Genomic DNA, 25,263 nt, shown 5'->3' with positions numbered 1-25,263 from the left:
AAGGGCTTCCTCCTCGCGAAGCTCCATGCCGCTTCACTCGATATTCTGTATTTGTTCGCGCATCTTCTCAAGCTCTGCTTTCATCGTGATCACTCTAGCCGTCAGCTCCGAGTGATTCGATTTGGATCCGATCGTGTTCACTTCGCGGTTCATCTCTTGAATCAGGAAGTCCAGCTTTCGTCCAACAGGCTCTTTCTCTGCAAGCACTTGATGGCATTGCCCGAAATGACTCTTAAGACGAGTCAGTTCTTCATCCACATTGGAACGGTCTGCGAAAATCGCAATCTCTGAGGCAAGTCGCTGCTCATCCACAGGCGCTTGCTCCTGCAGAAGCGACTGAATCCGGGCCGTCAGCTTCGCGGCATACTCCAGAACGACACCGGGAGCCAAAGCTTCCAGTTCCGTATGGAGCCTCTTCAGCTCGGTCAAACGCTCGCGAATGTCTTGCTCCAGAAACGCGCCTTCGCGCAGCCGCATATCGGATAATTGGCCAACGGCCTCCTGCAAGCAGGCGCACAATTCCTGCTGAATCGCTTCATCAGGCTCCTTGCGTAATTCTTTCATTTGAACGAGATCAGGAAGCGTCAATAAATCTTTGAGCCCGATCTGCTCGGCGTACCCGTAGCGTTCCTTCAATTGCTCCGCAGCCTGCAAATACGCATCTGCCATAGCAAAATCCACCGTCACGCTCTTGGCGGAAGCCGCTTCACGTTCCGCTGTGACGAAGACGTCCACGCGTCCTCTTCTCACAGCTTGCAGCACCGTTTTCTTCAAAGCGTCTTCAAAGACCGCCCATTCCTTGGGCATTCGAATCGACACTTCACTATACCTATGATTGACCGATTTCACATCGATAAACACATTGTACCCGGCAAAAGAACGATTCGCTTGTCCGAATCCGGTCATACTGCAAATCATCCTTATCACATCCATTACCCTATTTTAATTCATTTTGAAAGTGGGTACAAGTGGAAATCATGGCGATTCGACTTTTCCCACACATACTTTGTCAGGTCTACGCACATTTCGTACGCCAAGAAAGGCGTCATGAGATAGATGCCGTTGAAGTAAGGCATCGCCGCATCCAGCAGCTCCTTGGCGATTTCCACGCCCATCGCCCGGCCTTCCGGCCCCTTCAAGCCGTTCATGCGCGCCCGCACTTCGTCGGACAGCCGGATTCCCGGAACTTCATTATGCAAATACTCCGCGTTCCCGCCGCTGGCCAAAGGCGCAATACCGATAAAGACCGGTATATCCAGATGCTTGGTCGCTTCATAAATTTGTTCGATCAGTTTAGCATCGTAAACCGGCTGAGTCATGATGTAATCGGCGCCGGCTTCGATTTTGCGTTCCAGCCGTTGAACCGCTTTATCCAAATGCTTGACATTCGGATTGAACGCAGCTCCGACCACGAAGTTCGCCTTCTGCTTCAGCGGCTTGCCGGAGAACGCGATGCCTTCGTTCAGCTGTTTGATCATCCGGATAATTTCGAATGAGGTCAAATCGTACACCGAGCTGGACCCCGGAAGATCGCCGAATTTGGCGGGATCGCCGGTCACGGCCAGCACATGGTCGATGCCCAGCGCGTGAAGCCCCATGAGATGGGACTGCGTCCCGATCATGTTGCGGTCGCGGCACGCGATGTGAATGAGCGGACGCGCGCCAAGCTTATCCTGAACCAGGTACCCGAGCGCCAGGTTGCTCATGCGCGTCACCGCGAGCGAATTGTCGGCCATCGTAATGGCGTCGACATGCGCGTCTTGCAGGGCCTTCGAGCCCTGCAGGAATTTCTCGATGTCGAGATCCCGTGGGGGATCCAGCTCGACGATGACGGTTTTGCGCTGCTTCACAATCTCCAGCAGCGAAGGTTTGCCCGCCGGCGGCGCAGGCTTGGCCGGAGCCGGCTCGAGCACGCGCGCACGCGCGGGTGCCGCTGTGCCGGGCTCTGCCGGCACGTAGCCCTGCAGCGCCTGCGCGACGGCGGCGATGTGCTCCGGCGTCGTGCCGCAGCAGCCGCCGATGATGCGCGCGCCCAGATCGGCGAAGCGCAGCGCGCTTTCGGCGAAATACTGCGGCGTCGCCGCATACGTATACTGCCCGTCGACGTAGTCGGGCAGCCCGGCGTTCGGGAACGCCGAGAACGGCACGCCGGCGAGCGGCGTCAGCTTCTCCATCGAGCGGAGAATCCCGTTCGGGCCGACGCGGCAGTTGAAGCCGATGACGTCGGCGCCGTCATCCTGCAGCCGCAGGAACGCTTCCTGCAGCGGCACGCCGTCCTGCGTGCTGCCTGTCCCTTCGTTCGCGAACTGGCAGATGACCGGCAGCCCGCTCATGCTGCGAATGATGCGCAGCGCCAGCTGCAGCTCCTCCAGATCGTAGAACGTCTCCAGCAACAATCCGTCCACGGGCGAATCCAGCAGGATGCCGATCTGCTCCCGCAGCGACGCTTCGACATCGGCGGTGCGCACGTTCTTGCGCTTGCCGGCACGAATCGAGCCGATCGCTCCAACGACATAAGCGCCGTCGCCGACAGCCTTGCGGGCAAGCTCTACGCCTGCGCGGTTAATCGCTTCGACATCGCCTTCGAGCCCGTATTTCGACAATTTCTCGCGATTGGCCGAAAACGTGTTCGTTTCAATAAGACGAGCACCGGCCTCATAATAACGGCGGTGCACGTCAGCAACCGTTTCCGGTCTGAGCAAATTCAGCTCTTCATATGAAATGCCGACCGGAAAGCCCATTTGATATAAATAAGTCCCCATCGCGCCGTCACCGGTTATAATTTCCCGCTGCAGCGCCGCTCGAAGATCCAGTTTCATCGTTATCTCCCCGTTTACTCCAAAATGTAGTTATACTGTATCACAAATGAAGGGAGATATTAAGAAACCGTTTATCAAAAATTTTGATAGACTCTATTAAAATGTCCCCTGATACACTTCTTCCGCCGGCCCCGTCATATAGACGTGGTTATCTTGTTCGTTCCATTCGATGAACAGATCCCCGCCCTTCAGCGAAACCGTCGCCTGACGGTCGGTAAGCCCGTTCAAGACGGAGGATACGAGCGTAGCGCAAGCGCCTGTTCCGCAAGCCAGCGTCGGACCCGCCCCCCGCTCCCACACGCGCATATCGGTATGCGTGCGGCCGTTCACCGTGGCGAACTCCACATTGATTTTGCGCGGAAACATCGGATGCACTTCCAGCTTCGGTCCCCATACCGCCAAATCGAAATTGACGGCATCGTCCACATAAATGACGCAGTGCGGGTTCCCCATGGAAACGGCCGTGAAGCGGAACTCTTGCCCATCCACTTCGATCGGATGGTTGATTACTTGATCTTCGTCTATCGTCGTAGGAACCTCGAGACCGCGTAAAATGGGCTGCCCCATATCGACACGCACCGTGGCGACTTTGCCGTCCTGCACGTTCAGCTGCACTTTCTGCACGCCGGCACCGAGCGTCTCGACGGTAATTTCGGTCTGATCGGTCAGCTTGTGATCGTAGACATATTTGGATACGCAGCGGATCGCATTGCCGCACTGCTCAGCCTCGGACCCGTCGGAGTTAATGATGCGCATTTTGAAATCGGCTTGCTCGGATGGAAGAATATATACTAAGCCGTCGGCGCCGATGCCGAAGAAGCGATTGCACAGCCGGATCGCAAGCTGATCCACACCGGCCGGCAGCTCTTGTTCGCCGGCAATCACAATAAAATCGTTGCCTAGACCATGCAATTTCGTAAATTTCATTGTTTTCAGCACTCCAAATGTGTGTTTTAGCCATTATCATAGCGTAAAAATGCGCGAATGCATAGCCCTTTCGCCTGTTCTTTGCGTCGATCACCGATTATCGCCTTATTTGGAGGCTGCCGCCGAGGCCCTTAACGAACCCACTCATTTGGCCTGCAGCATTTCCTGAACCAATGGGAGAGTGCTTATAGAAACAAGCCGCAAACAGCTGCTCCGGTCCATCGAGCAATTGCAAAACATGAAGCGGAAATGAGGTGCGCTATTTAAGCTAAATGAGTCCAATTCAGAACCCAAACGGAAATACAGTGCTTTATTCCTCCTACGCTGCTTTTATTCTGTCTAAATTCGGCAAAATAGCGTATCCTATTTCCCTCCAACCCCCAAAGTAACTGAATCAAGGCTAAATAGCATACTCCATTTCCCCAAACAGAACAAAAGGCCGTCCCCAGGTCGAACAGACCTGTAAGGACAGCCCTATGCTCCAAACTTATCTGAAACTGGCTTTCGATGAATAAGAAACAGGACGGGCCCCTGAACCTGAACCTTTCGTACGCTTCGGCGAGAGCACAGAGCCCAGCCCCATGAAGAAGGTCGGGATGCCCGCTGCGACGAGCACGAGAATCCAATCCTTCCAGCCGAGAGGAACTGTCTTGAAGATCGGCTGCAGAGCTTCCACGTACATAACGGCCAGCATCAGCACGAGCGAGGACAGCACCGCTAGAACAAGGTATTTGTTTTGCAGCGGATTGCGGTGGAAGATCGAACGCGAGCTGCGGCAGTCGAACACGTGGATGAGCTGTGCCATAACGAGTGTAGCGAACGCTACGCTCTGCGCCTTAAGCAAGGTAGCGGCATCCGACGGATCGTTGCGCAGGACGAGCCAGAACGCGGCCAACGTGCACACGCCGATGAGAATGCCCCGGGAGATGATTTTCCAGCCGAGCCGTCTTGCGAAAATGTTCTCTTTGGCCGAACGCGGCTTATGCTGCATCAAATCCTTCTCCGCCTGATCTACACCGAGCGCCATGGCAGGCAGACCGTCGGTGACCAGGTTGACCCACAGGATCTGGATCGGCACAAGCGGCAGCGGCAGTCCCGCCATCATCGCGATAAACATCGTCATAATCTCCCCGACATTGGAAGCTAGCAAATAACGGATGAATTTGCGGATGTTCTCATAAATTCCCCGGCCCTCTTCGATCGCCGCAACGATCGTGGAGAAATTGTCATCGCTAAGAATCAACGAGGAAGCCTCCTTGGAGACGTCGGTCCCCGTAATGCCCATGGCGATGCCGATATCCGCCGCTTTAATCGCAGGGGCATCGTTCACCCCGTCGCCCGTCATCGCAACGACATGTCCCTTGCGCTGAAGCGCCTTGACAATGCGCAGCTTATGTTCCGGTGACACACGGGCATAGACGTACGTATCGTTAACCTTGGCATCGAGCTCCTCGTCCGACATCGCGCCGAGCTGCTGCCCGCTGAGGCTCGCCCCCGTGCCGGGAATCATGCCAAGCTGCTTGGCGATCGCTTCCGCGGTCGTCTGATGGTCGCCCGTGATCATGACGGTTTTGATGCCTGCTTTGCGGCATTTCGTAATAGCTTCGCGCACTTCTTTGCGAGGCGGATCGATCATGCCGGTCAACCCGATGAAGATTAGCCCCGTTTCCACATCGTCATGGCCTTCGTACCGGTCGGTGCTTTTCAGCTCCTTATAAGCGATACCGAGCACCCGAAGCGCGGATCTGGCCATTCCTTCGTTGGCCGCCAGCACCTTCTGCTTCAACGTTGATGTGAACGGAATCACCTTGCCGTCCCAGAGAATATAGCTGCAGTGCTCCAGCAGCACGTCCGGGGCTCCCTTCGTGCAGGCCATGCGCCCGTTCTCCGTGGCCACGAGCACGGACATCCGCTTGCGATCGGAGTCGAATGGAAATTCCGCGATCCGCTTGTATTTATCACTCAGCGACTCATGCGTAATCCCGCTCTTCGCACTGAGCACGACCAGAGCTCCCTCGGTCGGATCCCCTTTAATGTTCCAGACGGAAGCGGCGCTGTCCTTGGCTTCTTTGCCCTTCTTCCGTTTCGTTTCCTGTATTTCCTCGTACAGCGTTGCGTTATTGCACAGCACCGACACTTGCAGCAGTCTCGTTAGTGAAGGGTTTTTGAGCGGATCCGTGCTTTGTCCGCCGATCTGGATATCCCCGACCGGGACATAGCCGTCCCCCGTCACTTCGAGCACGTCGCCGCCGACCCAGAGGTGGGTTACGGTCATTTTGTTTTGCGTGAGCGTGCCTGTCTTGTCCGAGCATATGACCGAGGCGCAGCCTAACGTCTCGACAGAAGGCAGCTTCCTGACGATTGCCTTGCGTTTGATCATTCGCTGCACGCCGAGCGCAAGCGCGATCGTCACGATGGCTGGCAGGCCTTCGGGAATCGCTGCGACGGCCAGGCTGACACCGGCGAGGAACATCGCATAAGGCGGTTGTCCATGCATAATGCCGGCGACGACGACGAGAACGGTCAAGGCGATAGCGACGATAATCAAAATCTTCCCGAGCTGCTCCAAACGGTGCTGCAGCGGCGTTTCCATCGATTCCGTATTTTGAATCAAATCGGCGATTTTGCCCATCTCGGTGTCCATCCCGATCCGTACGACGACGGCTTTGGCCGTCCCTTGCGAAACCATCGTGCCCATGAAGCCGATATTGCGCTGATCCCCGAGCGGCACCTCGTCATGCGGAATGACCGACGTTAGCTTGCCGACAGGTACGGACTCGCCCGTCAAGGCGGACTCTTCGACATAGAGACCGTTGGTTTCGAGGAAGCGGACATCGGCCGGCACGCGGTCGCCGCTCTCCAGTGCAATAATGTCGCCCGGCACCAAATCGCGGGCAGGTATTTGATGAATGGCCCCCTCTCTCCATACGTTCGCATTCGGGGCCGACAGCTCCTTCAGCGCGCGCAGAGAGCGCTCGGCGCGGAATTCCTGGGTAAAACCGAGGATGCCGTTCATCAAGATGATGATCACAATCGTAATCGCATCTAAATATTCGCCCAGCAAGCCGGAAATGAGGGTCGCCCCCAACAAGACCAGCACCATGAAATCCTTAAATTGATTTAATAGCAGTGTAATCGGAGAAACGCGATTCCCTTCCGTTAGTTCATTGCGACCTGCTTCTCCCTGCCGCTTCCAGGCTTCTTCCCAGGGCAATCCTTGCTGCATGTCCACCTGCTGTTGCTGCAAGACTTCTTCCGATGACAACTGGTACCACTTCTTCTGACTCATCCGCCCTTCTCCCTCCCGCTTCCACTTGATCTTACCTCCCACTCATACGTAAATGTATTCAGACAAGCCGGAAAATATCCCTGAAATCATCTTTCCCGCCGACTAACGCTTAAGTTTTTATGAAAAGTATGGCATCATAGAGATTAGCAAAGTTTTCAACCTAGAATGGAGTTGTCATAATCATGGCTTTAGACGGACTGGTCCTGCATGCTGTCGTTCATGAATTGCAAGCGTGCGTGGGAGGCCGCATTAATAAAATTCATCAACCAAGCGAGAATGACGTTATTTTTCAAATCCGCGCACAAGGGCAAAATGTTAAGCTGCTGCTCTCTGCGAATCCTACGTATCCCCGCGTGCAGCTCACCGAGCAAGCCTCGCTCAACCCGCTCGACGCCCCCATGTTCTGCATGCTGCTTCGCAAGCACTGTGAGAACGGGGTGATCGAAGCCGTAGAGCAAATCGGCATGGAGCGGATGATTCGCTTGCATATTCGCCATCGCGATGAATTGGGCGATATGAGCCTCAAGCAGATTATTGTGGAAATTATGGGTAGACACAGCAATATCATTCTGCTCGATCCGGCGACGGATACGATTCTGGACGGGATTCATCATGTAACCCCGGCGATTTCCTCGTACCGGATTGTAATGCCGGGAAGTAAATATGTCGCGCCGCCTGCGCAAGACAAGCAAAATCCGCTGGAAGCGGACGAAATGGCGTTCCGGGCGGCGATGGAGAACGAATCCGGCGATGTCCCGGCGGAGAAGCCCGAGCAGAAGCTTGTCGCAGCCTTCAGCGGACTAAGCCCCCTCATCGCCAAGGAAATCGTCCACCGGAGCCGCCTGGAAGCAGCCGGACACGATGCGGATCTGCAAGCTTTGTGGGGTGCTTTCGAAGGCGTCATGACGGCGATCCGCCTCCATCGGTACGAGCCCGTTATTATCGAGCAGGATGGGACGGGCAAATTATTTTTTGCCATGACGCCGCTCACCCACATGAAGGGTCAGACGACCTCGTACCCGACGCCGAGCGCCTGTCTGGAGATGTTCTATGGCGATAAGGCCGAGAGAGACACCGTCAAGCAGCGGGTGGCGGATTTGCTCCGTTTCCTGCAGAACGAGCTTAACAAAAATATCAAGAAACTGGAGAAGCTAGAAGAAACCGCCCGCGAATCCAAAGATGCCGATAAATACCGGATTCTCGGCGAACTGCTGACAGCCTCCCTCCATGCTATCAAAAAAGGCGACCGCGAAATCCAAACGATCAATTACTACGATGAAGAGCAGGCTCCGATCACCATCGCGCTGGACCCTCTCCTGAATCCTTCGGAGAATGCGCAGCGCTATTTCAAAAAGTATACGAAAATGAAAAACAGCACGGCCATCGTCGAAGAGCAGATCGCGCAGACGCATCAGGAAATCGCTTATTTGAACGCCCTCCTGCAGCAGCTGAGCGTCGCCTCGTTGCCCGATATCGAAGAGATCCGCGACGAGCTTATGGAACAGGGCTACATCCGCGACCGTAACAAGAAACAGCGCAAGAAGAAGAAAAAAGATAAGCCATTGCTAGCCTGTTATATGTCCAGCGAACAAATTCCGATCTATGTCGGCAAAAATAATACGCAAAACGAATACTTGACGAACCGGCTCGCCTCCGCCTCCGACACCTGGCTGCATACGAAAGATATTCCCGGCTCCCATGTCGTGATTCGGGGCGACGGCTACACCGAGACCACGCTGCTCGAAGCCGCCCAATTGGCCGCGTACTTCAGTCAGGCGAAGCATTCCAGTCAAGTGCCCGTCGATTACACCGCGATTAAGCACGTCCATAAACCGAACGGCTCCAAGCCCGGCTTCGTGATTTATGTCAATCAGAAGACGTTGTTCGTGACGCCGGACGAGCACGAAATCAAACAGTTGAAAGTAACGATCAAATAAACCAAAGAACCTGGCCCCCTCCATAGGGGGACCAGGTTCTTCTTTCATTCGCCCGCTTCCAGCTTGCGAACTAGCGCTAACAAGTACTCTTTCACTTTGTGCTGCAAATCGGGACGCTGCAAGGCGAGCTCGATCGTCGCTTCGATGTAGCCCAGCTTATCGCCGACATCGTAACGGTTCGCCTGCATCAGATAGGCGGCCATTTGCTGCTCCCGGTTCAGTACGCGAAGCGCGTCCGTCAACTGGATTTCGCCGCCGCGGCCGGGCTCCTGACGTTCCAAAATGCCGAAAATCTCCGGCATGATGATGTAGCGTCCGATAACGGCCAAGTTCGAAGGCGCTTGATCGCGGTCGGGCTTCTCCACCAGATCTTCAATCAAGCGGTAGCTGCCGCGGCTCGTAGCCGGTGAGACGATCCCGTACTTGCTGACGTCCTCCCACGGGACTTCCTGCACGGCGATAACGGACGATTCGGTCTGTTCGTAGATGTCCATCATCTGCCGCAGTCCCGGCGGGGACGATTGCAGAATGTCGTCCCCGAGCAGCACCGCGAACGGCTCATCGCCGATAAACTTGCGCGCGCACAGGATGGCGTGACCCAGCCCTAAGGGCTGCTTCTGCCGAATGTAATGCACGTCGGCCAAATTCGAGACCGACTGCACGATTTCGAGCAGCTGCGTGCTGCCTTTCTCCTCGAGCATCATCTCCAGCTCAACGGATTTGTCGAAATGATCTTCGATCGCCCGTTTGTTGCGGCCCGTGACAATGATGATATCCTCAATACCGGATTCGATGGCTTCTTCGACGATATATTGAATCGCAGGTTTATCGACGATGGGCAGCATTTCTTTGGGCTGCGCTTTCGTAGCCGGCAGGAACCGTGTACCTAGCCCGGCAGCCGGAATAATTGCTTTGCGAATGTGTCTCAAGGGCGCTGCTCCTCCTCTTTCTTCAGGGCAGCCAAGACATCGGTCCCGATTCGCCTTGCGCCAATCGGCGCGTGGAAGACAACTCCGCCCCGTTCGCCGTGGAAATCCGAGCCGGCCGTGATGAGAAGGCCGGAGCGCTCAGCTAGCAGCAGGTACCTGGCCTCATCGTCCGGCGTATGGTCGGAATGATACACCTCAATGCCGTCCAAGCCTTGTCCGGCGATCTCCTCTACGAGCGCATCGTTGTGATAAATGCCGGGATGGGCCAGAACCGCCTTGCCTCCTGCGTCATGAATCCACTGAATGGCCGTTTCCGGCTTAATCCGCGGCGGATTGGCATAAGCAGCCGCCCCCGTCGCCAAATACTTGTCGAATGCCTCACTGATCGAAGCTACGTACCCTTTGTTCAGGAGCACCGAAGCGATATGCGGTCGTCCTACGGTGTCGCCTTTGCTCTTGACATTGGCAACCTCCTTCAGCACTTCCTCCATCGTGATCTCTATCCCCAGCTGCCGCAGGCGCTCAATGATCATTTCGTTGCGCGTGTTTCTCGTAACCCGCAGCGATTCCAGCCGCTGAAGAAACAGCTCGTCATCGATGCGAATGTAGTACCCCAGCACATGGATGTCCTGACCGCCCCCAACCGTCGATATCTCAACCCCGGGCACGACTTCGATCCCGAGCTTCAAGCCTTCCGCCAGCGCCTCCGCTACCCCGGAGACCGTGTCGTGATCGGTTATCGCAATTGCTCCCAGACCCGCCTCGTAAGCCATCCGGACGTTAGCAGCAGGACGCTGCGTCCCGTCCGAAGCCGTCGTATGCGTATGTAAGTCCGCTTCCATTCTGACTGCCATGCTTGTTCCCCCTTCTTCACCTCATATTAAAGAAAACGGCCCAAATCCTCTTGCCGCAAAAAGGTCATAAAACTTACCGCCGAGATCGGTAGCAGCGTAGAATTCAAATAGATGGCATAGAAGCTGCGCTCGAATCTGATGTTCTCGATCGTCTTCACTTTAAACAGTCCTAAAGTCACTTCGTGTTTAACCGATGATTGCGACAGGATCGAGATGCCGAGCCCCGCTTCAACGGCCGATTTGATCGCCCCTGTGGAACCGAGCTCCATCACGATCTTCATCGAGGAGCAGTCCATATTGCAGCGGGCAAACTCTTCTTCCATGACTCGTCTTGTCCCCGAGCCCTGCTCGCGAAGCACGAAAGGATATTTCAACACTTCGTCCAACGAGACGACGTCCAGATCGGCTAACGGGTGATTCGCGGGAACGATCAGCTTCAGTTCATCGCTCAGAATCGCTTCCGTATGAACATCCGGATGGTGAATCGGCGCCTCGACAAGCCCGAAGTTCAGCTGATGGCCAAGAACCTCATCGAGAATTTGCGTCGTGTTCATCACCTTCATGGATACGGAGATATTCGGATAGTCCTTGCTGAAGGGCCCCAGAAGGCGGGGCAAAATGTATTCGCCCATCGTCAGACTGGCCCCAAGCTGCAGCCGGCCTTCGATCATTTTGGTAAACTTGGACATCGCGACATCCGTTTCCCGAATAAGCTCTATGCTGTTCTTGGCGAACGGCAAGAGTGCCCGTCCCGCTTCGGACAGCTCGATCTTCTTGGTGCTGCGGTGAAACAGCTTCACACCGAAATAATCCTCCAGGGACTGGACCTGCATCGTGACCGCAGGCTGCGTCATATGAAGGGCTCCTGCTGCGTGAGAGAAGCTGCCTTTCTCCGCAACGGTATAAAAAATGTGGAGTTGATGAAAATTAAGTGCCATGTATACCCGCCTCTCTTTGCTTCCATTATATGAAATTGGACGCAGACAGTCCATTCGACATTAAAAAAGAGCATGCCGTAGGTCGACACGCTCTTCCCATACCCTTATCCGGTTTAGCGACGCTTGCGGCTGTTCTTGATGAGCGTCATCCGCCGCGAATGTCTGAGCCAGGAATAATACGATTTCAGATCGCGAAGTTCCATCGTCTCTGACATTCTCCCGAGGAAAGTGACGATGATCATCTTATGCAGCGGATTGCCCACCAGATCCGTCTCATGTTCCAAGTGAGCAAACTCGGCTACGATGACCAAATCGTCATCAATTAGATAGACGTCTTCCTCGTTGCGATAATAGGGGACGATGCTACCGTTTTTAAGCTTTTCCCACAGAAAAGCACAGATTTCCTCGAGTGAATTGTTTTCGCTGGAAACACGATCGCTCCATCTCAGCTTCGCATGATTCGTGATCACGACATCCGCTACTTTCTTATCGCCCAGCTGTACGTAGAATGGTTCATAAGTACTCCATCTCCCCATTACCTTGTCTTTCATGATCACAACCCCTCTCCTACTAAAATGAGACCGTGTACCTATTCCCTACCTGTATGTAAGTTATAGTTTACTTGATTATAACTTTTTTTCCTTTGGAAGAATATATAAAATTATTAATAAATATTTGTGAGATCGTAAAAAGATGCTTATTTTCTAAAAATTCAAAAAATAAAAAAAGCTTCTTGCGAAGCTTTGTTTTGCACTACAGCCTCAAAGGGTGTAAAATCTAGTTTTGTCCGGTATATTGCTACTGTATTCCGTTTTGATTTCATTGCGGTACGACTTCTCCACTTTCTTCACGTAGGGAAGCTTCATCAAGCTGCGGGTCGTTTCTTCCACTTTGCTGGCATGTATATAAAGAACTGCATAATTCATTTTCTTGGATATGTAGTGAAGAGAACCGAACCGCTCCAAGTTTCTGGCGGCTTTCGTGTCGCTGACCCAAACGATTAACCCGCTACGCTCAATCATCATCATGCTTGCTACCTCTTTTCAATAATCCTAGTATGGAGTGATCTCTCTGCATGAAGCCTTCTGACACCATCGTCCGCGTATTCCGCGGAAACATTACCGAAAGCATTCACCGCGTTCATCTCGCGGTCGTAAATACCGGAGGCTCGCTGCTGCACGCAGCAGGCGACCCGAAGCTGCTAACCTTCGCCCGTTCGACGGCGAAGCCGATTCAAGCGCTGCCGGTCATCGAGTCCGGCGCGGCGGACCATTACGGCCTCGGGGATGCCGAAATTGCGTTATGCTGCGCTTCCCACAACGGGGAAGCCGAGCATGTGAGCGCTGCCCAAGGCATTCTGGGCAAGCTCGGGTTTCACCATGAGCACCTGCAGTGCGGTGCGCATGAACCTTATCACGCGCCTACCGCCCAGGCGATGCGCGAGCGGGGAGAAGCCCCGACGACGCTGCACAACAACTGCTCCGGCAAGCACTCCGGTATGCTGGCGCTGTGCGCCCATCTGGGCGCACAGCCGGAGACATACATGAGCATTCACCATCCCGTGCAGCAGCTCATGCTGGAGGCGGTCTGCGCCATGTCGGGCGTCCCGAAAGCGGACATGGAGCTCGGCGTCGACGGATGCGGCGTGCCGGTATTCGGCATGGAGATCGATCGTCTCGCGTTGGCTTACGCCCGGCTCGGAAGCCCGGAAGCGCTGCCCGAAGCGCGTGCAAACGCTTGCCGGAGAATCGTCGCCGCGGTGCGCCAATACCCTCAATTCCTCGCAGGAAGCGATCGCTTCGACACGCGATTAATCGAGGTCACGAATGGCCGGATCATCGGCAAAATGGGCGCCGAAGGCATATTCGCATTGACCGTTCCAGCGATGAACTTAGGCTTCGTGCTGAAGATCGAAGACGGCAACCAACGTGCGCTGTACCCCGCAGTCGTGGAAGCGCTGAAGCAGTTGGACCTGCTGTCAGCCGCCGAAACCGCCCTGCTGGCTTCCTTTCACACACCAACCGTGCATAACTGGCAAGGAACCGAGGTCGGAATCATCCGCCCCGATTTCCAGTTATAGCGGCGATTAACCGCAATTCCCGCTGCAGCTTCCGCCGGACGAGCAGCCTTTTCCGGTGGGAAGCGGGTTATTGCTCGGCACTTTGATCGTCTCGGATACGGCGTGCGCGATCGTCGTCGACACGGTGAACAGGAGATCGTCCAGCCGCTCCTCCGCTTCCTTGAATCTGCGTACGGCCTCAACCGCATGCAGCTTGTCCTGAATTTCGTTCACGGCAGCCAACGCCTCGTGATAGCTTGGGTGATAATGCCCGAAGCGCTCGCATTCCTCGAAAGCTTCTTTCTTTCTGGCAAAGACCGCCTTCAACTGTTTCACTTCCGCGCTGTTATCCACAACGTTCTTCCAATATAAATAATCTGCCACTTCAGCAGAGGAATTAATCATGTCTCCCATGTCATAGGCCTGCATAAGAACGGCCGACATATCGATTGTTTCTGCATCCATTGTCTGTAACATACCTATGTCCAACATCCTTTCTCTCTAAGAGTGCGTCTAACATCTCTACTATACCACAGTTCCTCGAGAGTTTCTTCCTTTTCTCTTTCCGCTACGCCTCATCGTTAATCCCGGGTAAAATCAGCTTCATTTCCTGCCAGTCTTCGCCGGATAAGGAGATCTCTTGGTAGTCCTCCAAGCCGTCCAGAACCCAGCCCGACCGTTCCTCCCGAAGGCCGCGCGGAATGATAAGGCGGCTCTCGCCTTCCTTGTTCAGCTGCAGACAGCTCTTCCATTCGATCGCCTTGCGGATCATTTCTTTGCGCGTAGAGCCGTGGTACGCTCTGAAATCATGAAGCCAGGCACCCGGGATCGATCCCATATCGGGATACACATCGCTGCGCTCCGGCAATTCCGTCTCCAGCTCATACAGCTGCAGCGTGTCTCGGGTATAGCATATTCCCGGCGTTTGCAAGGCCAAGGCAGGACCGGCCGCGGCGGACGACTCCTCCTCTTTGTTTCTGCGGCTTCCGTTCGGATGGTAGCCCATATGTTCCAAATGCTTGGAGAGCTGGGCAAGCCGATCTTTCGGGACGATGAATTCCGCTGCGCCGATGCGTTCACCTAAGAACGGCCGACACTTCTCGTTCCGGAGCAGCGCGTCTGCAATATCCGCAGACCTGCAGCGCAGCAGCGTCACATCTTCCATCCGCACTTTGCCCGCCTGTTCCCCCCATTGCCGCAGCGTAAGAATCACGGGTTCGGGGACATCGTAATACACATGCTCCTGCAGCAATCGGATGATCTCTTCCGTGTTTCGTCCGTTTTCCCAGGCGCGGTAAAAGCTTTCTTTGGAAATGCGGTACGTACGCATCTGCTCGGACATCTTCAAATCGGCGAACGCTGCGATCTCCCACTCCAAGCTTAACGGTACGTCCGGCGGAAGCAGCACTTCGTAATCCGGTTGTACATAAATCGACGAGGCTCCGGGCTTCTCTTGAGCAATCGAAGTCTTCCCGGCATTCCGCGGCGTAATGAGCCATCGGAACCACACCTTCTCCTCCCGGTCCTTTGCAAGCTCAAGAAACCGGAAAATGGATAAAGGCGCTAAGTATGCTATCATTACCGCTTGATAAATAGACGGATATGCGTTCGTCCCTTCTTTCCGGGAACAGCACTCCCCAACCGCGCGAACGATGCTGTCCGCTTCATACCAAGCGCCGCCCTCCGCTTTCTCCGCCCAAGCGATGGCATGCTGCAGCCAGACCGGCGCCGGAAGGAGCAGCTGGCACCAGATGGTGTAGAGATCGCTTTGCTGCGTAGCGTAATCTTGCCGAAGCCATGCCTTGACCGCCTTTTCATGGAGATAGAGCCGCTCTCCGCTCCCTGTTAAGAAGCCCATCCGGATCGCGAGCTCCAGCATAAGCGCCGTCCCGTCATCATACTGGTCTCTGAACGCATACGCGATTCCTGCGCTGCGCAGCAGGTCCCGCGGGAGGTTCAAATGCCCCGTCAGCTTCAGCAGCTGCTTCTTATGGAGCGTCCCCTTGTTCGTTAACGGCAAAGACGGCTGCTGCGAGCAGGCGACGAGGAAATGGAACAAGAGCTGCGCAAGCCCTCTCGGGTGAGCGCCGGCGCCGGCACCGGCTCTCTCCTGCTCATCATCGGCGGCAGGCGTTAGATGAACACCGCCAAGCAGCTCCTCCAGCTCGCCAGCGTCTCGTTCATCCCTGGAGCGAAGCTTCACGGAAGGAAATAACAGCCCCTGCCAGACGTCGAAAGCATCCTCCGGCAGCGCATACAGCTGTTCCCCCCACGATTTGCGAAATGCGGCAATGACGCCGGCTCTTCGCAAACCGACCAAGCCGACGGCCGCCTGTGCGCCGGCCATCTGAAGGCTCGCCTGCCTCTCGAGCGCATCGGCCGTGAACGATTCACAGCCGAAGACAGACAAGATCAGGCGGAGCGTATTTCTCTCATTCTGGGAGAGCTGGGCAAGCAGATGAATCAAATAGCTGCGGTCCGTCAACAAATCGTCCAGCTGAACACCATCTTTGGTGAAAGCGGCGCACCAAGGCTGGCTCGAAATTTGCTGCTTCATGCTTTCCGGCATCTTCGCCCATATTTGTTCATACCTCATTCAAGTCACCCTCCCGCTCCGCGTCGTTCGAACACCAATGTGTGATCCGGTATGCGTAGCCTTGTTCAACCAGAAACAACTGCCGCTTCATGGCAAAATCCTGCTCCTTCGTATCCTCCGTAATGATCGTATAAAAGACGGCGCTATTGGCACCGCTGCTTTTCGGACGCAGAATGCGCCCTAAGCGCTGTGCTTCTTCCTGGCGCGAGCCATAGCTGCCCGACACCTGTATGGCCACCGCGGCATCCGGTAAATCGACAGCGAAGTTGGCCACCTTCGAGACGATGAGAAGCGGCAGCTGCCCCTTCTTGAACTGTGCATACAGCTCTTCGCGCTGCTCGTACGGCATGCCGCCGCTGATCATCGGCGCCCCGGTATGCGCAGCAATCCGCTCCAATTGGTCGATATATTGGCCGATAATTAACGTCTGTTCCCCCGCATGCAGGCGCCGCAGGTGATCGATCACTTCCAGCTTGCCTTCGTTCTCTCCGGCAATGCGGAACTGCTGCCTCGCCCCGGAAGCTCCGTACAGGTCGCGATCGCTCTCCGACAGCGGAACCCGTATTTCCTGGCAAGTTACCTTGGCGATCCAACCCTGCGACTCGAGCTCCTTCCAAGCCATATCGAATTTCTTCGGTCCGACCAGTGAAAATACGTCGTCCTCCCGGCCGTCCTCGCGAATTAAGGTCGCAGTCAAGCCAAGCCTGCGGGTCGCTTGAATGTCGGCGGTAGCCCGGAAGACGGGAGCGGGGAGCAGATGCACCTCATCATAAATGATGAGGCCCCACTCTCTTTCACTGAACAGCCGCATATGCGCGAATTCGTCTTCTTTCTTCCCGCGGTGCGTCAAGATCTGATAAGTCGCTATCGTGATGGGCCGTACCTCCTTGGTCGTGCCGCTATATTCGCCGACTTGGTCTTCGCCAAGCCCTGTTTTACTCAAAATTTCCCGCTTCCACTGCTTTACCGATGTGACATTGGATGTCAGGATCAAGGTGGCGCAGCTGCACTTGGCCATCGCGGCGATGCCGATCACCGTCTTACCGGCTCCGCAAGGAAGCACCAGCACTCCGCTGCCTCCGTTCCCGATGCGGTGAAACGCATCCACAGCGCTCTTCTGGTAGTCCCGCAGCTGAAACGGTTCATCCACCGCTTCTTCATCCCGGAGGCGGATCGGCAGAAACTCGCCGCTCCGGTAAGCGGCCAAATCTTCAACGGGATAACCGAGCTTGGTCAACTCCTGCTTCAGCAATCCGCGCTTAGCCGGTGAAATGGCAATAGCCCGCTCGCCGCGGGTGTCCGTCAAATATTTTTTCAGGGAATCGTAGGCCCGAATCTCATTCAGCACAACCGTATCGTCGCTAACCAGATGCAGTTCGTCGCCGACGTTCCGCATACTCAACATCCCATACCGCCCGGCGTATTTGCGAATCCCGCCTAGTACGGATGGAGGAACACCGAATTTCGCATGGGTCTGCAGACATGCCGTCATTTGCTCGACCGGCATGCCGGCCGCAGCCGCATTCCATAGGGATAGCGGCGTGATCCGGTATGTATGCAGGTGTTCCGGACTTTTGACCAGGTCCGCGAACCGGGATAACATCCCGCGAACGGACTCAAATTCAGGATGATGCGTTTCAAGCAGTATCGACGAATCGCTCTGAACGATCAGCGGACGGGTTGGGTCCATATTCATTGGCGTGCCACCTCCTTTACACTAGTATGAAAGGAAAGGCCTGTATTTAAACCTGCATCAATCGGTTATGCCTTGGGCGAAATGCAAAACGGGCAGCCCGGCGATAACCGCCGGACTGCCCGAATATTATTCTACGCGCACTGCTTTTTCTTGAGCAAGCAGGCACAGCTCTGCCGCTTTGAACGCATGCTCTTGCGTCATGGCGTTCTCCGTCCGGTTGATGCAATCCAGAATCAATTGGCCGAAGAAAGGGAAGCCCACTTGCCCGTGAAGGCTGTAATGCTTCTCGCCCTGCTGATTCACCAGATACAGCTGGTCGCCTTGCGGGTCGCGCGCGATGTCGATGTACTTCCGAAGCTCGATATAGCCTTCGGTTCCAAGAATCAACGTGCGGCCGTCGCCCCAAGTTCCCAAGCCGTCCGGTGTCAACCAGTCCACACGGAAGTAGTTCGTCGCTCCGTTGTCGCCGACCAATGTAGCGTCACCGAAATCTTCCAGCTCCGGATAATCCTTCGCATGGTAATTCGCTACCTTGCTGCTCATAACGGTAGCGTCCTTGCAGCCCGTATAGAACAGAAACTGTTCAATCTGATGAGAACCGATATCGCAGAGAATACCGCCGTATTTCTCTTTCTTGAAGAACCAGTCCGGACGTCCTGCCGCCCCCAAGCGATGCGGCCCGAGTCCGATCACTTGAACGACGCGGCCGATCGCGCCTTCTTCGATCAGCTGCCCTGCGAACACGGCGCTCTCCACGTGCAGACGCTCACTGAAATAGACGGCGTATTTACGGCCTGTCTCCTTTACTTTCGCTTTGGCAGCGGCAAGCTGATCCAAGGAAGTGAAAGGCGTTTTATCGGTAAAGTAATCTTTCCCATGCTCCATGGCCCGGATGCCAAGCGCTGCGCGTTCGGAAGGAACAGCGGCTGCCGCGATAAGTTTGACTTCCGCATCATCGAAAATTTCTTGTTCCGAAGAGGCCGCCTTCGCTTGCGGGTATTTCGCAAGGAATGCCGCAACCTTCGCCGGATCCTGGTCGTATACCCACTTCAGCTCCGCGCCGGCTTCCAGCAATCCGTTGCACATCCCGTAGATGTGCCCGTGGTCCAGTGCAATCGCCGCGAAAACGAATTCCCCTTTTTGCACCACGATGTTCGGCTTCCCTTTTGGCGCATAATTCATACCATCGCTTTTTTGCATTTCCGAATTCCTCCATCATCCTGCCCATGCCAGTTACAAGGGTCCATTTAGTTATAGCGTCTTATCTTGAAGTCGAAACATCGAAGGTTTGGAAAGTATTTTCTTTATTCACTTTGGAATTTTTGATTTGATCCTGCAAATGCTGCTCGAACAGATCCTCGTCAATCGGCAGATCCACCCAATTGTCAGTCCATGTGGATAACAACATGGCATTGGACAGCATCAATCCTTTGATCCCTTCTTCACCTGGAGCAACAAGCGGCTTGCCGTGCAGAATCGCATCGACGAAGTTTTGCGTAATTCCCATGTGGCCGGTTTCCTTGCCCTCGACCGGGATTTCAATTTTCCAGCATTCCGGTTGCCCGAATCCGCCTTTGAACGTTTCGTTGAACTCCGTCTCGGAAACGCGCAGGCGCCAGAAAGTCAATTTGCCGTCCTCGATGACGACTTTACCGCGATCCCCCGAGATTTCGAAACGGTTCGTTCCCGGAGCTTCCGCTGTGGAAGTTACGAACAGGCCTGTGGCGCCATTCTCATACTCGACGAATGCCGTTACATCGTTCTCCACTTCGATATTGCGGTGTTTACCGAAATAACAGAAGGCGCGAACGCGCTTAGGCATCATATCGATCGTCCACTGCCACAAGTCAAGCTGATGCGGGTCCTGGTTGATCAAAACACCGCCGCCTTCGCCTGCCCATGTTGCGCGCCAGCCGCCGGAATCGTAGTAGCTTTGGGATCTGTACCAGTTCGTAATGATCCAGTTGGTTCTGCGGATTTCGCCGAGCTCTCCGGATTCCACAAGATCTTTCAACTTTTTATATAAAGGATTCGTACGCTGATTATACATCATACTGAATACTTTGCCGGATGCTTTGCCAGCCTCATTCATTTGACGAACTTGCTTCGTGTATACGCCTGCCGGTTTCTCGCACAATACGTGAAGCCCAGCCTTGAATGCTTTGATCGCTACTTCAGGGTGATCATAGTGAGGAGTCGCAATCAATACGGCGTCAATGACACCTGAATTCAAGAAGGCATCAAGATCGTCGAACAGCTGAATCCCTTCGCCCAGGTTTTCTTTCGCCCATTCCAAACGGTCTGCCCGAAATTCACAAATTGCCGTTAACTGGCCGCCTTTTACTTCGTTGTTCACCAAGTATTTGGCATGTCCGGTTCCCATATTGCCCAAGCCGATAATACCGATTCTAACTTTCTCCATATGTAACCTCACCTTTTTCTTGTCAGATTCACAATTATTGAACACGTTATCAATGTAGCATATTTCATGCTGCGCATCTTGTCGCAGATTGACCACCTTATTGCGAAGTTTGACAGTTGCCAAACTGTGAGCGAAGTAAAGGACCGGCTTCCCGGTCCCGTTCTACTCGCCCAAGGCTGGCCGTTCGATCAGCAGTATCGTGCTGCCCCCAACCTTACTCTGATATTCAATATGCCCTTGAGGAACGTCAATTATTGCAAAGCTGGGAAGGCTTTGACGGACCAACTTTACGCATACGATAAGCTTCGCCAAAATTCAACAAAAGGTTTTGAACTGCTCAAGATACAGGTGCGTCTAAAAAAGTGTTCAAATTCGAACAGACCAACCGGGGGAGCTAAGAAGTATGCAGGAAAGCAATAAGCAAAGGTATTATATGCATGGATTGGATGGAATAAGAGCACTGGCGGTTCTTGCCGTCATCGGCTACCATCTGAACTGGGAGTGGGCATCAGGAGGTTTCTTGGGGGTAAGCGTATTTTTTGTGCTATCTGGCTACCTGATCATGGATATGTTGTTGGAAGAGCGTAGAAAGCACAAAAGAATCCGTTTAGGCCGGTTTTGGATACGCCGAACCCGGCGATTGCTCCCAGCCATGTTGTCGATGATAGCCGCTGCCGCCATCTATCTTGGGATTACGGACTTTCATCGGTTACAGGCCCATCTAGGAGAATTCGGTGCAGCAATAACCTATACAAGCAATTGGTATAACATTTTTCATCAAGTTTCATATTTCGAAAGCTTTGGCCCCCCGTCCCCGTTAGGACATCTTTGGTCACTTGCGATTGAAGAGCAATTCTATCTCGTGTGGCCTCTATTACTCGTCATCTTGAGCAAGCTGATTAACCCAACCCGCGGAAAGCTTCTTTCCATAACGTTGGTTGGCGCTATTCTCTCTTTTATCGCGATGGTCCTGATTTACGAGCCGGGCACTGACCCCAGCCGGGTATATTTGGGGACAGACACAAGAGCATTCGGTCTCTTGATCGGTGTGTCTCTCGCCATCCTATTCCCAAGCGCTGGAATTGCTTCATTGAAGAAACGGAATCAAATATGGATAGACCTAACTGGCACAATTGGACTGATGGCCCTCATTTATATGTTTATTTGGGTAGAAGAATATGATCGATCGCTATACTACGGCGGCATGCTGCTGATTTCAATTATATCTGCCTTCGTCATTATGGCAGCAGCCCGGCCAACTGGCGTCGTGAGCAAAATATTGAGATTCAGACCTTTGCTCTGGATCGGCAGACGGTCTTATTCCATCTATCTTTGGCACTTTCCGGTGATTCTTTTAACGAATCCTGTTGATCCTAATACGCCTAGTAACTATACGCTCCAATTTCTACAATTGACGCTTAGTATTTTGCTTGCTGCGATGTCCTATTCGCTAATCGAAACTCCTTTCAGAAGCGGGAACTGGCGCATATGGACCCAATGGTTTCGACATCCCTTGGCTAGATTAGCGCTACTCGTTCTCATGCTTATCTGCGCCTCCATTACATACACGAGGTTTACAACGGAGGAAGCCGCTCTATCCAAAGAATCGGCAATTTCCGTCGAGACGACAACGCTCGCCTCTGCCAAAAAGCCAGAGAACATCAGCCCTACCGTTAGTTCGCCCGAAGCTACTATTTCACAAACGGCTCATTTCGCCAATAAAGTTACCACCCATAATCCTATAGCACAACCTGACTTGAATGCACCAAGTCCGACACCACCCCCTGAAGCTAAGCGTTCCGCCGCCTCGACAAGTCCCGTCCCAACGTCTACGCCGGGTGTTACGCTGCCGCCGGATTCGACAAGTGCTGTCCAGACAGCTGATCCAAAGGTAATACAACCGGCTGAGTCCGAGAATGAGAATGCTCCAGGTGGTGGTGCTTCAAAAGATGTCAATCTCACCAATAATGAGAAAACAATAGCCACATCGAAAACATCATCGGAGAGCAAATTAGGAACGCTAAATCCAACTGTGACAGCGATCGGCGATTCGGTTATGCTTGGTGCTGCAACCGTACTGGAAAAAAAGATTGCCGGGATATTCGTAGACGGGAAATTGGGCAGACAAATGTCTCAAGCTGCCGATTTGGTTGAAGAAATCAAAACCAATAAGAAACTGGGCGGCGTTGTCGTCATTCACCTCGGAACGAACGGAGCCTTTACGTCCAGTCAGTTGGAACAACTGATTGCGGCAATCGGAGAGAAGCGAAATATGATTCTGATCAATACGCGCGTTCCCCGCAAATGGCAAAGTGCAGTAAACAACATGTTGGTTGAAGCAAGCAAAACATATCCGAATGTCAAACTCGTTGATTGGTATTCTTACAGTGAGAAGCAATCGGAATGGTTTGCGAATGATGGCGTTCATTTAACAACCAAGGGGGCCGAGGCTTACTCCGAGCTTATTATGAATGCTGTCTCGTCCAAAAAGTAGAGAACGTCAAAACAGCCCGTTGATCATGTCAACGGGCTGTTTGCTATAAGGCTGGCTCAAGAGCTCCTTAGTACGGAACCCTAGCTGACGCCGACCGGCGTTCTGTCCGACGATATCTTACTCAAGGCTTCCCCGGCTTCGTCCTCAAAGCTGCCCCGCACCGCCAAGTCGCCGATTGCGACAATGCCGACGAGCTCGCCGTTCTCAACGACCGGCAATCGACGGATCTGTTCTTTCGCCATGATTTTGGCCGCTTCTTCAATCGAAGTGTTCGGATCAATGGTGGCAATGTCCTTCGTAATCACCTGATCCACTGCCGTTGAACCCGAGTGCTTCTCCGCATAGCCGCGGACGACGAGGTCACGGTCGGTTACAACCCCGATGAGCTTCTTGCCCTCAACCACAGCCACGAAGCCGATGTCGTGCTGTTTCATTTTGACCGCGATCTCGTAGACGTTATCCTGCAGCGTGACAGTCACACAATCTTTGCTCATGATGTCTCTAACCGTTTTGCCTGCCATGTCCATAATCCCTCCTTGAAGTTGTGTTACAGGGTTAGCATTCTCCATTGGAGGGACGGCATTCATTCCATATAATCCAAAGCCATACCGAGCAGCAATCTCGCGGCATTCAACATCGAACGTTCATCGATATCGAATTTGGGATGGTGATGAGGATAAATAATACCCGCTTCCTCATTGCCGGCGCCAACGAACATATAGCAGCCCGGACGATGATGCAAATAATAAGCGAAGTCCTCTCCGGCCATAATAAGCGGAGATTCATGGGTTGCTTCCGCGCCGAACAAGGCAGTGCCTACTTTGAAGAAGCGCTCGGCTTCATGGGCGTCGTTCACGACAGTGGGATAGCCCAGCTTATAATCCAATTGGTACGAAGCCCCGTACATCTCGCATGTAGCTTGTACAATGCGTTCGAACCGCTGCTTCACATCCTGCCGCAATTCGGCGTTGAACGTTCGGACCGTGCCGTTCAACACGCTCGTCTCTGCTATGACATTAAAGCTGGAGCCTGCGTGGAAGGAACCGACGCTTACGACGCACGGCTCAATCGGATCTACTTGCCTGCTCACGATGGACTGCAGATTGACAACCAATTGCGAAGCGACATAAATGCTGTCAACGGTTTGGTGGGGCAAGCCGCCGTGACCGCCTTTACCTTGGATCTGAATCGAGAACTCGTCCGGAGCGGCCATGAAAGGACCTGGTCTGCCATACACATGGCCAACCGGGAACGGCGTCCACAGGTGTACGCCAAACACAGCGTCGACACCTTCCAGAGCCCCGTTCTGAATCATGGCATCCGCGCCGCCCGGAGTGATTTCTTCGGCATGTTGGAAGAGAAACACCAAATTCCCTTTCAGCTTGGTCCGGTGCCGGCTTGCCACCTTGGCAATGCCCAGCAGTGTCGATGTGTGGGCGTCATGCCCGCAAGCATGCATAATGCCTGCGGTCTTGGACGCATAGGCGCAATTCTTCTCATCCTGGATCGGCAGAGCGTCCATGTCGGCCCGGAGCGCAACCGTAGGTCCGTCACCGCTGCCGCGCAGCAGCCCTACGACACCGTTGCCGCCTACGCCCGTGCGAACTTCAATATTCCAACTGCGCAAATGATTCGCGACGAATTCAGCCGTCCGGTATTCGTGAAAGGAGAGCTCGGGGTTCTGGTGCAAGTAGCGCCTCCAGGCGACCATCTCTTCATAAATGGCTTGCAAGTCCGTTTGAATTTCGTTCATATGGTAAATCCTCCGCCCGTTGTTGGTTCTTGCTTTGGTTATTGAACCTATTCTACCAAATTAATGCTGCCGTTTCATCTCCAAAGTGCCATCAAATATTAGAAATTAGAAGTCCTTCTCGACTTGCACAACTTTTGGAAACATACTATCATGAATAAAGAATGCATACGTACAATATGGAGGCGTTATAAGTGATTATTGAAGCAACTGGCTTAAAAGGCTTGAAAAGCGATCTGGCTCATCTGGATGAAGTAACGACGAAACTCGGTTTTGTTCGTTGGCAATGGGAATACACTCGTGCGACTTATGATTTCAAAATGGAAGATAAAGCAAGCAAATCCGTCTACTTCTTGCGTGTCAACACACGTGTCGAAAGCGGCAAACTGGAATCTCCTTATGCGATTTTGTTTGTAGAAGATGCTTACATAGGAAGAGAAACATTCCCGCACGGGTTGGATTACAATTCCCCTGTTCCGGATGCTGTCATGAAACTATCCAAACAAAAACTAGATCAATTGAAGCAAGCGTTAGCCGAATAGGCGAGGATACA

Annotated in this window: 20 protein-coding genes; 4 read left to right on the top strand and 16 right to left on the bottom strand. The window is 53.7% G+C overall.

Translation table 11 applies throughout. The features are described 5' to 3' along the window. Nucleotides 1-33 precede the first annotated feature (33 nt). The 4 genes from PUT07_RS24065 to PUT07_RS24050 all read right to left on the bottom strand — a co-directional run bounded on the left by PUT07_RS24065 (nt 34) and on the right by PUT07_RS24050 (nt 7,035). Nucleotides 34-906: a YicC/YloC family endoribonuclease gene (locus PUT07_RS24065; RefSeq protein ID WP_310187624.1), complete on the bottom strand. Its 873-nt coding sequence runs from the start codon at nt 904-906 to the stop codon at nt 34-36. Between the two features lie 41 nt (nt 907-947). Continuing rightward, the gene (locus PUT07_RS24060; protein WP_274471177.1) at nt 948-2,819 is read right to left on the bottom strand and encodes a bifunctional homocysteine S-methyltransferase/methylenetetrahydrofolate reductase; all 1,872 of its coding nucleotides are present in this window, start codon (nt 2,817-2,819) and stop codon (nt 948-950) included. Between the two features lie 96 nt (nt 2,820-2,915). Continuing rightward, on the bottom strand, nt 2,916-3,746 hold the full coding sequence (gene dapF / locus PUT07_RS24055; protein ID WP_274471176.1) for a diaminopimelate epimerase: 831 nt from the start codon (nt 3,744-3,746) through the stop codon (nt 2,916-2,918). Nucleotides 3,747-4,233: 487 nt separating this feature from the next. Continuing rightward, entirely contained in the window at nt 4,234-7,035 is a 2,802-nt protein-coding gene (locus tag PUT07_RS24050; RefSeq protein ID WP_274471174.1) for a calcium-translocating P-type ATPase, SERCA-type, read from the bottom strand. 182 nt (nt 7,036-7,217) lie between these two features. Here PUT07_RS24050 and PUT07_RS24045 point away from each other — a divergent pair, with 182 nt between their 5' ends. Continuing rightward, nucleotides 7,218-8,972 (top strand): Rqc2 family fibronectin-binding protein, encoded by a 1,755-nt coding sequence (locus tag PUT07_RS24045; protein WP_274471172.1) that lies wholly within the window; start codon nt 7,218-7,220, stop codon nt 8,970-8,972. 44 nt (nt 8,973-9,016) lie between these two features. On the opposite strand, the gene galU is transcribed toward PUT07_RS24045, so the two are convergent. The 5 genes from galU to PUT07_RS24020 form a co-directional block, all read right to left on the bottom strand. After that, complete coding sequence (galU, locus tag PUT07_RS24040) at nt 9,017-9,901, bottom strand: UTP--glucose-1-phosphate uridylyltransferase GalU (protein WP_274471170.1); 885 nt, start codon at nt 9,899-9,901, stop codon at nt 9,017-9,019. Beyond that, nucleotides 9,898-10,755 carry a PHP domain-containing protein gene (locus tag PUT07_RS24035; protein WP_274471168.1) on the bottom strand — a complete coding sequence of 286 codons (858 nt, stop codon included), beginning with the start codon at nt 10,753-10,755 and terminating at the stop codon, nt 9,898-9,900. Before PUT07_RS24035 ends, galU begins: the two co-directional genes overlap by 4 nt. A gap of 26 nt (nt 10,756-10,781) precedes the next feature. Then, nucleotides 10,782-11,693: a selenium metabolism-associated LysR family transcriptional regulator gene (locus PUT07_RS24030; protein ID WP_274471167.1), complete on the bottom strand. Its 912-nt coding sequence runs from the start codon at nt 11,691-11,693 to the stop codon at nt 10,782-10,784. A 113-nt stretch (nt 11,694-11,806) separates the two neighbouring features. Beyond that, entirely contained in the window at nt 11,807-12,244 is a 438-nt protein-coding gene (locus tag PUT07_RS24025; protein ID WP_274471165.1) for a hypothetical protein, read from the bottom strand. A 210-nt stretch (nt 12,245-12,454) separates the two neighbouring features. Next, complete coding sequence (locus PUT07_RS24020) at nt 12,455-12,718, bottom strand: YlbG family protein (RefSeq protein WP_274471661.1); 264 nt, start codon at nt 12,716-12,718, stop codon at nt 12,455-12,457. Nucleotides 12,719-12,768: 50 nt separating this feature from the next. Between PUT07_RS24020 and PUT07_RS24015 the strand changes: the two genes are divergently transcribed. After that, the gene (locus PUT07_RS24015) at nt 12,769-13,773 is read left to right on the top strand and encodes an asparaginase (protein ID WP_274471163.1); all 1,005 of its coding nucleotides are present in this window, start codon (nt 12,769-12,771) and stop codon (nt 13,771-13,773) included. A gap of 6 nt (nt 13,774-13,779) precedes the next feature. Here PUT07_RS24015 and PUT07_RS24010 read toward each other — a convergent pair whose 3' ends face one another. The 5 genes from PUT07_RS24010 to PUT07_RS23990 all read right to left on the bottom strand — a co-directional run bounded on the left by PUT07_RS24010 (nt 13,780) and on the right by PUT07_RS23990 (nt 20,466). Continuing rightward, the gene (locus PUT07_RS24010) at nt 13,780-14,229 is read right to left on the bottom strand and encodes a YlbF family regulator (protein ID WP_274471162.1); all 450 of its coding nucleotides are present in this window, start codon (nt 14,227-14,229) and stop codon (nt 13,780-13,782) included. A 91-nt stretch (nt 14,230-14,320) separates the two neighbouring features. After that, nucleotides 14,321-16,348 carry a helicase-associated domain-containing protein gene (locus PUT07_RS24005; RefSeq protein ID WP_274471161.1) on the bottom strand — a complete coding sequence of 676 codons (2,028 nt, stop codon included), beginning with the start codon at nt 16,346-16,348 and terminating at the stop codon, nt 14,321-14,323. Continuing rightward, on the bottom strand, nt 16,338-18,044 hold the full coding sequence (locus PUT07_RS24000; protein ID WP_274471158.1) for a DNA repair helicase XPB: 1,707 nt from the start codon (nt 18,042-18,044) through the stop codon (nt 16,338-16,340). Before PUT07_RS24000 ends, PUT07_RS24005 begins: the two co-directional genes overlap by 11 nt. Nucleotides 18,045-18,170: 126 nt before the next feature. Further along, nucleotides 18,171-19,244 carry a Gfo/Idh/MocA family protein gene (locus PUT07_RS23995; RefSeq protein WP_274471156.1) on the bottom strand — a complete coding sequence of 358 codons (1,074 nt, stop codon included), beginning with the start codon at nt 19,242-19,244 and terminating at the stop codon, nt 18,171-18,173. A 61-nt stretch (nt 19,245-19,305) separates the two neighbouring features. Then, nucleotides 19,306-20,466: a Gfo/Idh/MocA family protein gene (locus tag PUT07_RS23990; RefSeq protein ID WP_274471154.1), complete on the bottom strand. Its 1,161-nt coding sequence runs from the start codon at nt 20,464-20,466 to the stop codon at nt 19,306-19,308. A gap of 403 nt (nt 20,467-20,869) precedes the next feature. On the opposite strand from PUT07_RS23990, the gene PUT07_RS23985 reads away from it, so the two are divergent. Next, nucleotides 20,870-22,960 (top strand): acyltransferase family protein, encoded by a 2,091-nt coding sequence (locus PUT07_RS23985; RefSeq protein WP_274471152.1) that lies wholly within the window; start codon nt 20,870-20,872, stop codon nt 22,958-22,960. A gap of 80 nt (nt 22,961-23,040) precedes the next feature. On the opposite strand, the gene PUT07_RS23980 is transcribed toward PUT07_RS23985, so the two are convergent. Next, on the bottom strand, nt 23,041-23,481 hold the full coding sequence (locus tag PUT07_RS23980; RefSeq protein ID WP_274471150.1) for a CBS domain-containing protein: 441 nt from the start codon (nt 23,479-23,481) through the stop codon (nt 23,041-23,043). 62 nt (nt 23,482-23,543) lie between these two features. Beyond that, entirely contained in the window at nt 23,544-24,713 is a 1,170-nt protein-coding gene (locus PUT07_RS23975; RefSeq protein ID WP_274471149.1) for a M20 family metallopeptidase, read from the bottom strand. Nucleotides 24,714-24,904: 191 nt separating this feature from the next. Between PUT07_RS23975 and PUT07_RS23970 the strand changes: the two genes are divergently transcribed. Continuing rightward, nucleotides 24,905-25,252: a YugN family protein gene (locus PUT07_RS23970; protein WP_274471148.1), complete on the top strand. Its 348-nt coding sequence runs from the start codon at nt 24,905-24,907 to the stop codon at nt 25,250-25,252. Nucleotides 25,253-25,263 lie beyond the last annotated feature (11 nt).

The sequence above is a fragment of the Paenibacillus sp. MAHUQ-63 genome, assembly GCF_028765165.1.
GTDB lineage: Bacteria > Bacillota > Bacilli > Paenibacillales > NBRC-103111 > Paenibacillus_E.
This window is presented reverse-complemented; position numbering and strand designations above follow the sequence as displayed.

Bases quoted from the DNA above. Each gene is read 5' to 3' on its own strand.
- PUT07_RS24050 (WP_274471174.1), bottom strand. From the start codon at position 7,035: ATGAGTCAGAAGAAGTGGTACCAGTTGTCATCGGAAGAAGTCTTGCAG.
- PUT07_RS23980 (WP_274471150.1), bottom strand. From the start codon at position 23,481: ATGGCAGGCAAAACGGTTAGAGACATCATGAGCAAAGATTGTGTGACT.
- PUT07_RS24065 (WP_310187624.1), bottom strand. From the start codon at position 906: ATGACCGGATTCGGACAAGCGAATCGTTCTTTTGCCGGGTACAATGTG.
- PUT07_RS23990 (WP_274471154.1), bottom strand. From the start codon at position 20,466: ATGGAGAAAGTTAGAATCGGTATTATCGGCTTGGGCAATATGGGAACC.
- PUT07_RS23985 (WP_274471152.1), top strand. From the start codon at position 20,870: ATGCAGGAAAGCAATAAGCAAAGGTATTATATGCATGGATTGGATGGA.
- PUT07_RS23975 (WP_274471149.1), bottom strand. From the start codon at position 24,713: ATGAACGAAATTCAAACGGACTTGCAAGCCATTTATGAAGAGATGGTC.
- PUT07_RS24015 (WP_274471163.1), top strand. From the start codon at position 12,769: ATGAAGCCTTCTGACACCATCGTCCGCGTATTCCGCGGAAACATTACC.
- PUT07_RS23995 (WP_274471156.1), bottom strand. From the start codon at position 19,244: ATGCAAAAAAGCGATGGTATGAATTATGCGCCAAAAGGGAAGCCGAAC.
- PUT07_RS24060 (WP_274471177.1), bottom strand. From the start codon at position 2,819: ATGAAACTGGATCTTCGAGCGGCGCTGCAGCGGGAAATTATAACCGGT.
- PUT07_RS24045 (WP_274471172.1), top strand. From the start codon at position 7,218: ATGGCTTTAGACGGACTGGTCCTGCATGCTGTCGTTCATGAATTGCAA.
- PUT07_RS24025 (WP_274471165.1), bottom strand. From the start codon at position 12,244: ATGAAAGACAAGGTAATGGGGAGATGGAGTACTTATGAACCATTCTAC.
- dapF (WP_274471176.1), bottom strand. From the start codon at position 3,746: ATGAAATTTACGAAATTGCATGGTCTAGGCAACGATTTTATTGTGATT.
- PUT07_RS24035 (WP_274471168.1), bottom strand. From the start codon at position 10,755: ATGGCAGTCAGAATGGAAGCGGACTTACATACGCATACGACGGCTTCG.
- PUT07_RS24020 (WP_274471661.1), bottom strand. From the start codon at position 12,718: ATGATGATTGAGCGTAGCGGGTTAATCGTTTGGGTCAGCGACACGAAA.
- PUT07_RS24000 (WP_274471158.1), bottom strand. From the start codon at position 18,044: ATGAATATGGACCCAACCCGTCCGCTGATCGTTCAGAGCGATTCGTCG.
- PUT07_RS24030 (WP_274471167.1), bottom strand. From the start codon at position 11,693: ATGGCACTTAATTTTCATCAACTCCACATTTTTTATACCGTTGCGGAG.
- PUT07_RS24005 (WP_274471161.1), bottom strand. From the start codon at position 16,348: ATGAGGTATGAACAAATATGGGCGAAGATGCCGGAAAGCATGAAGCAG.
- PUT07_RS24010 (WP_274471162.1), bottom strand. From the start codon at position 14,229: ATGTTACAGACAATGGATGCAGAAACAATCGATATGTCGGCCGTTCTT.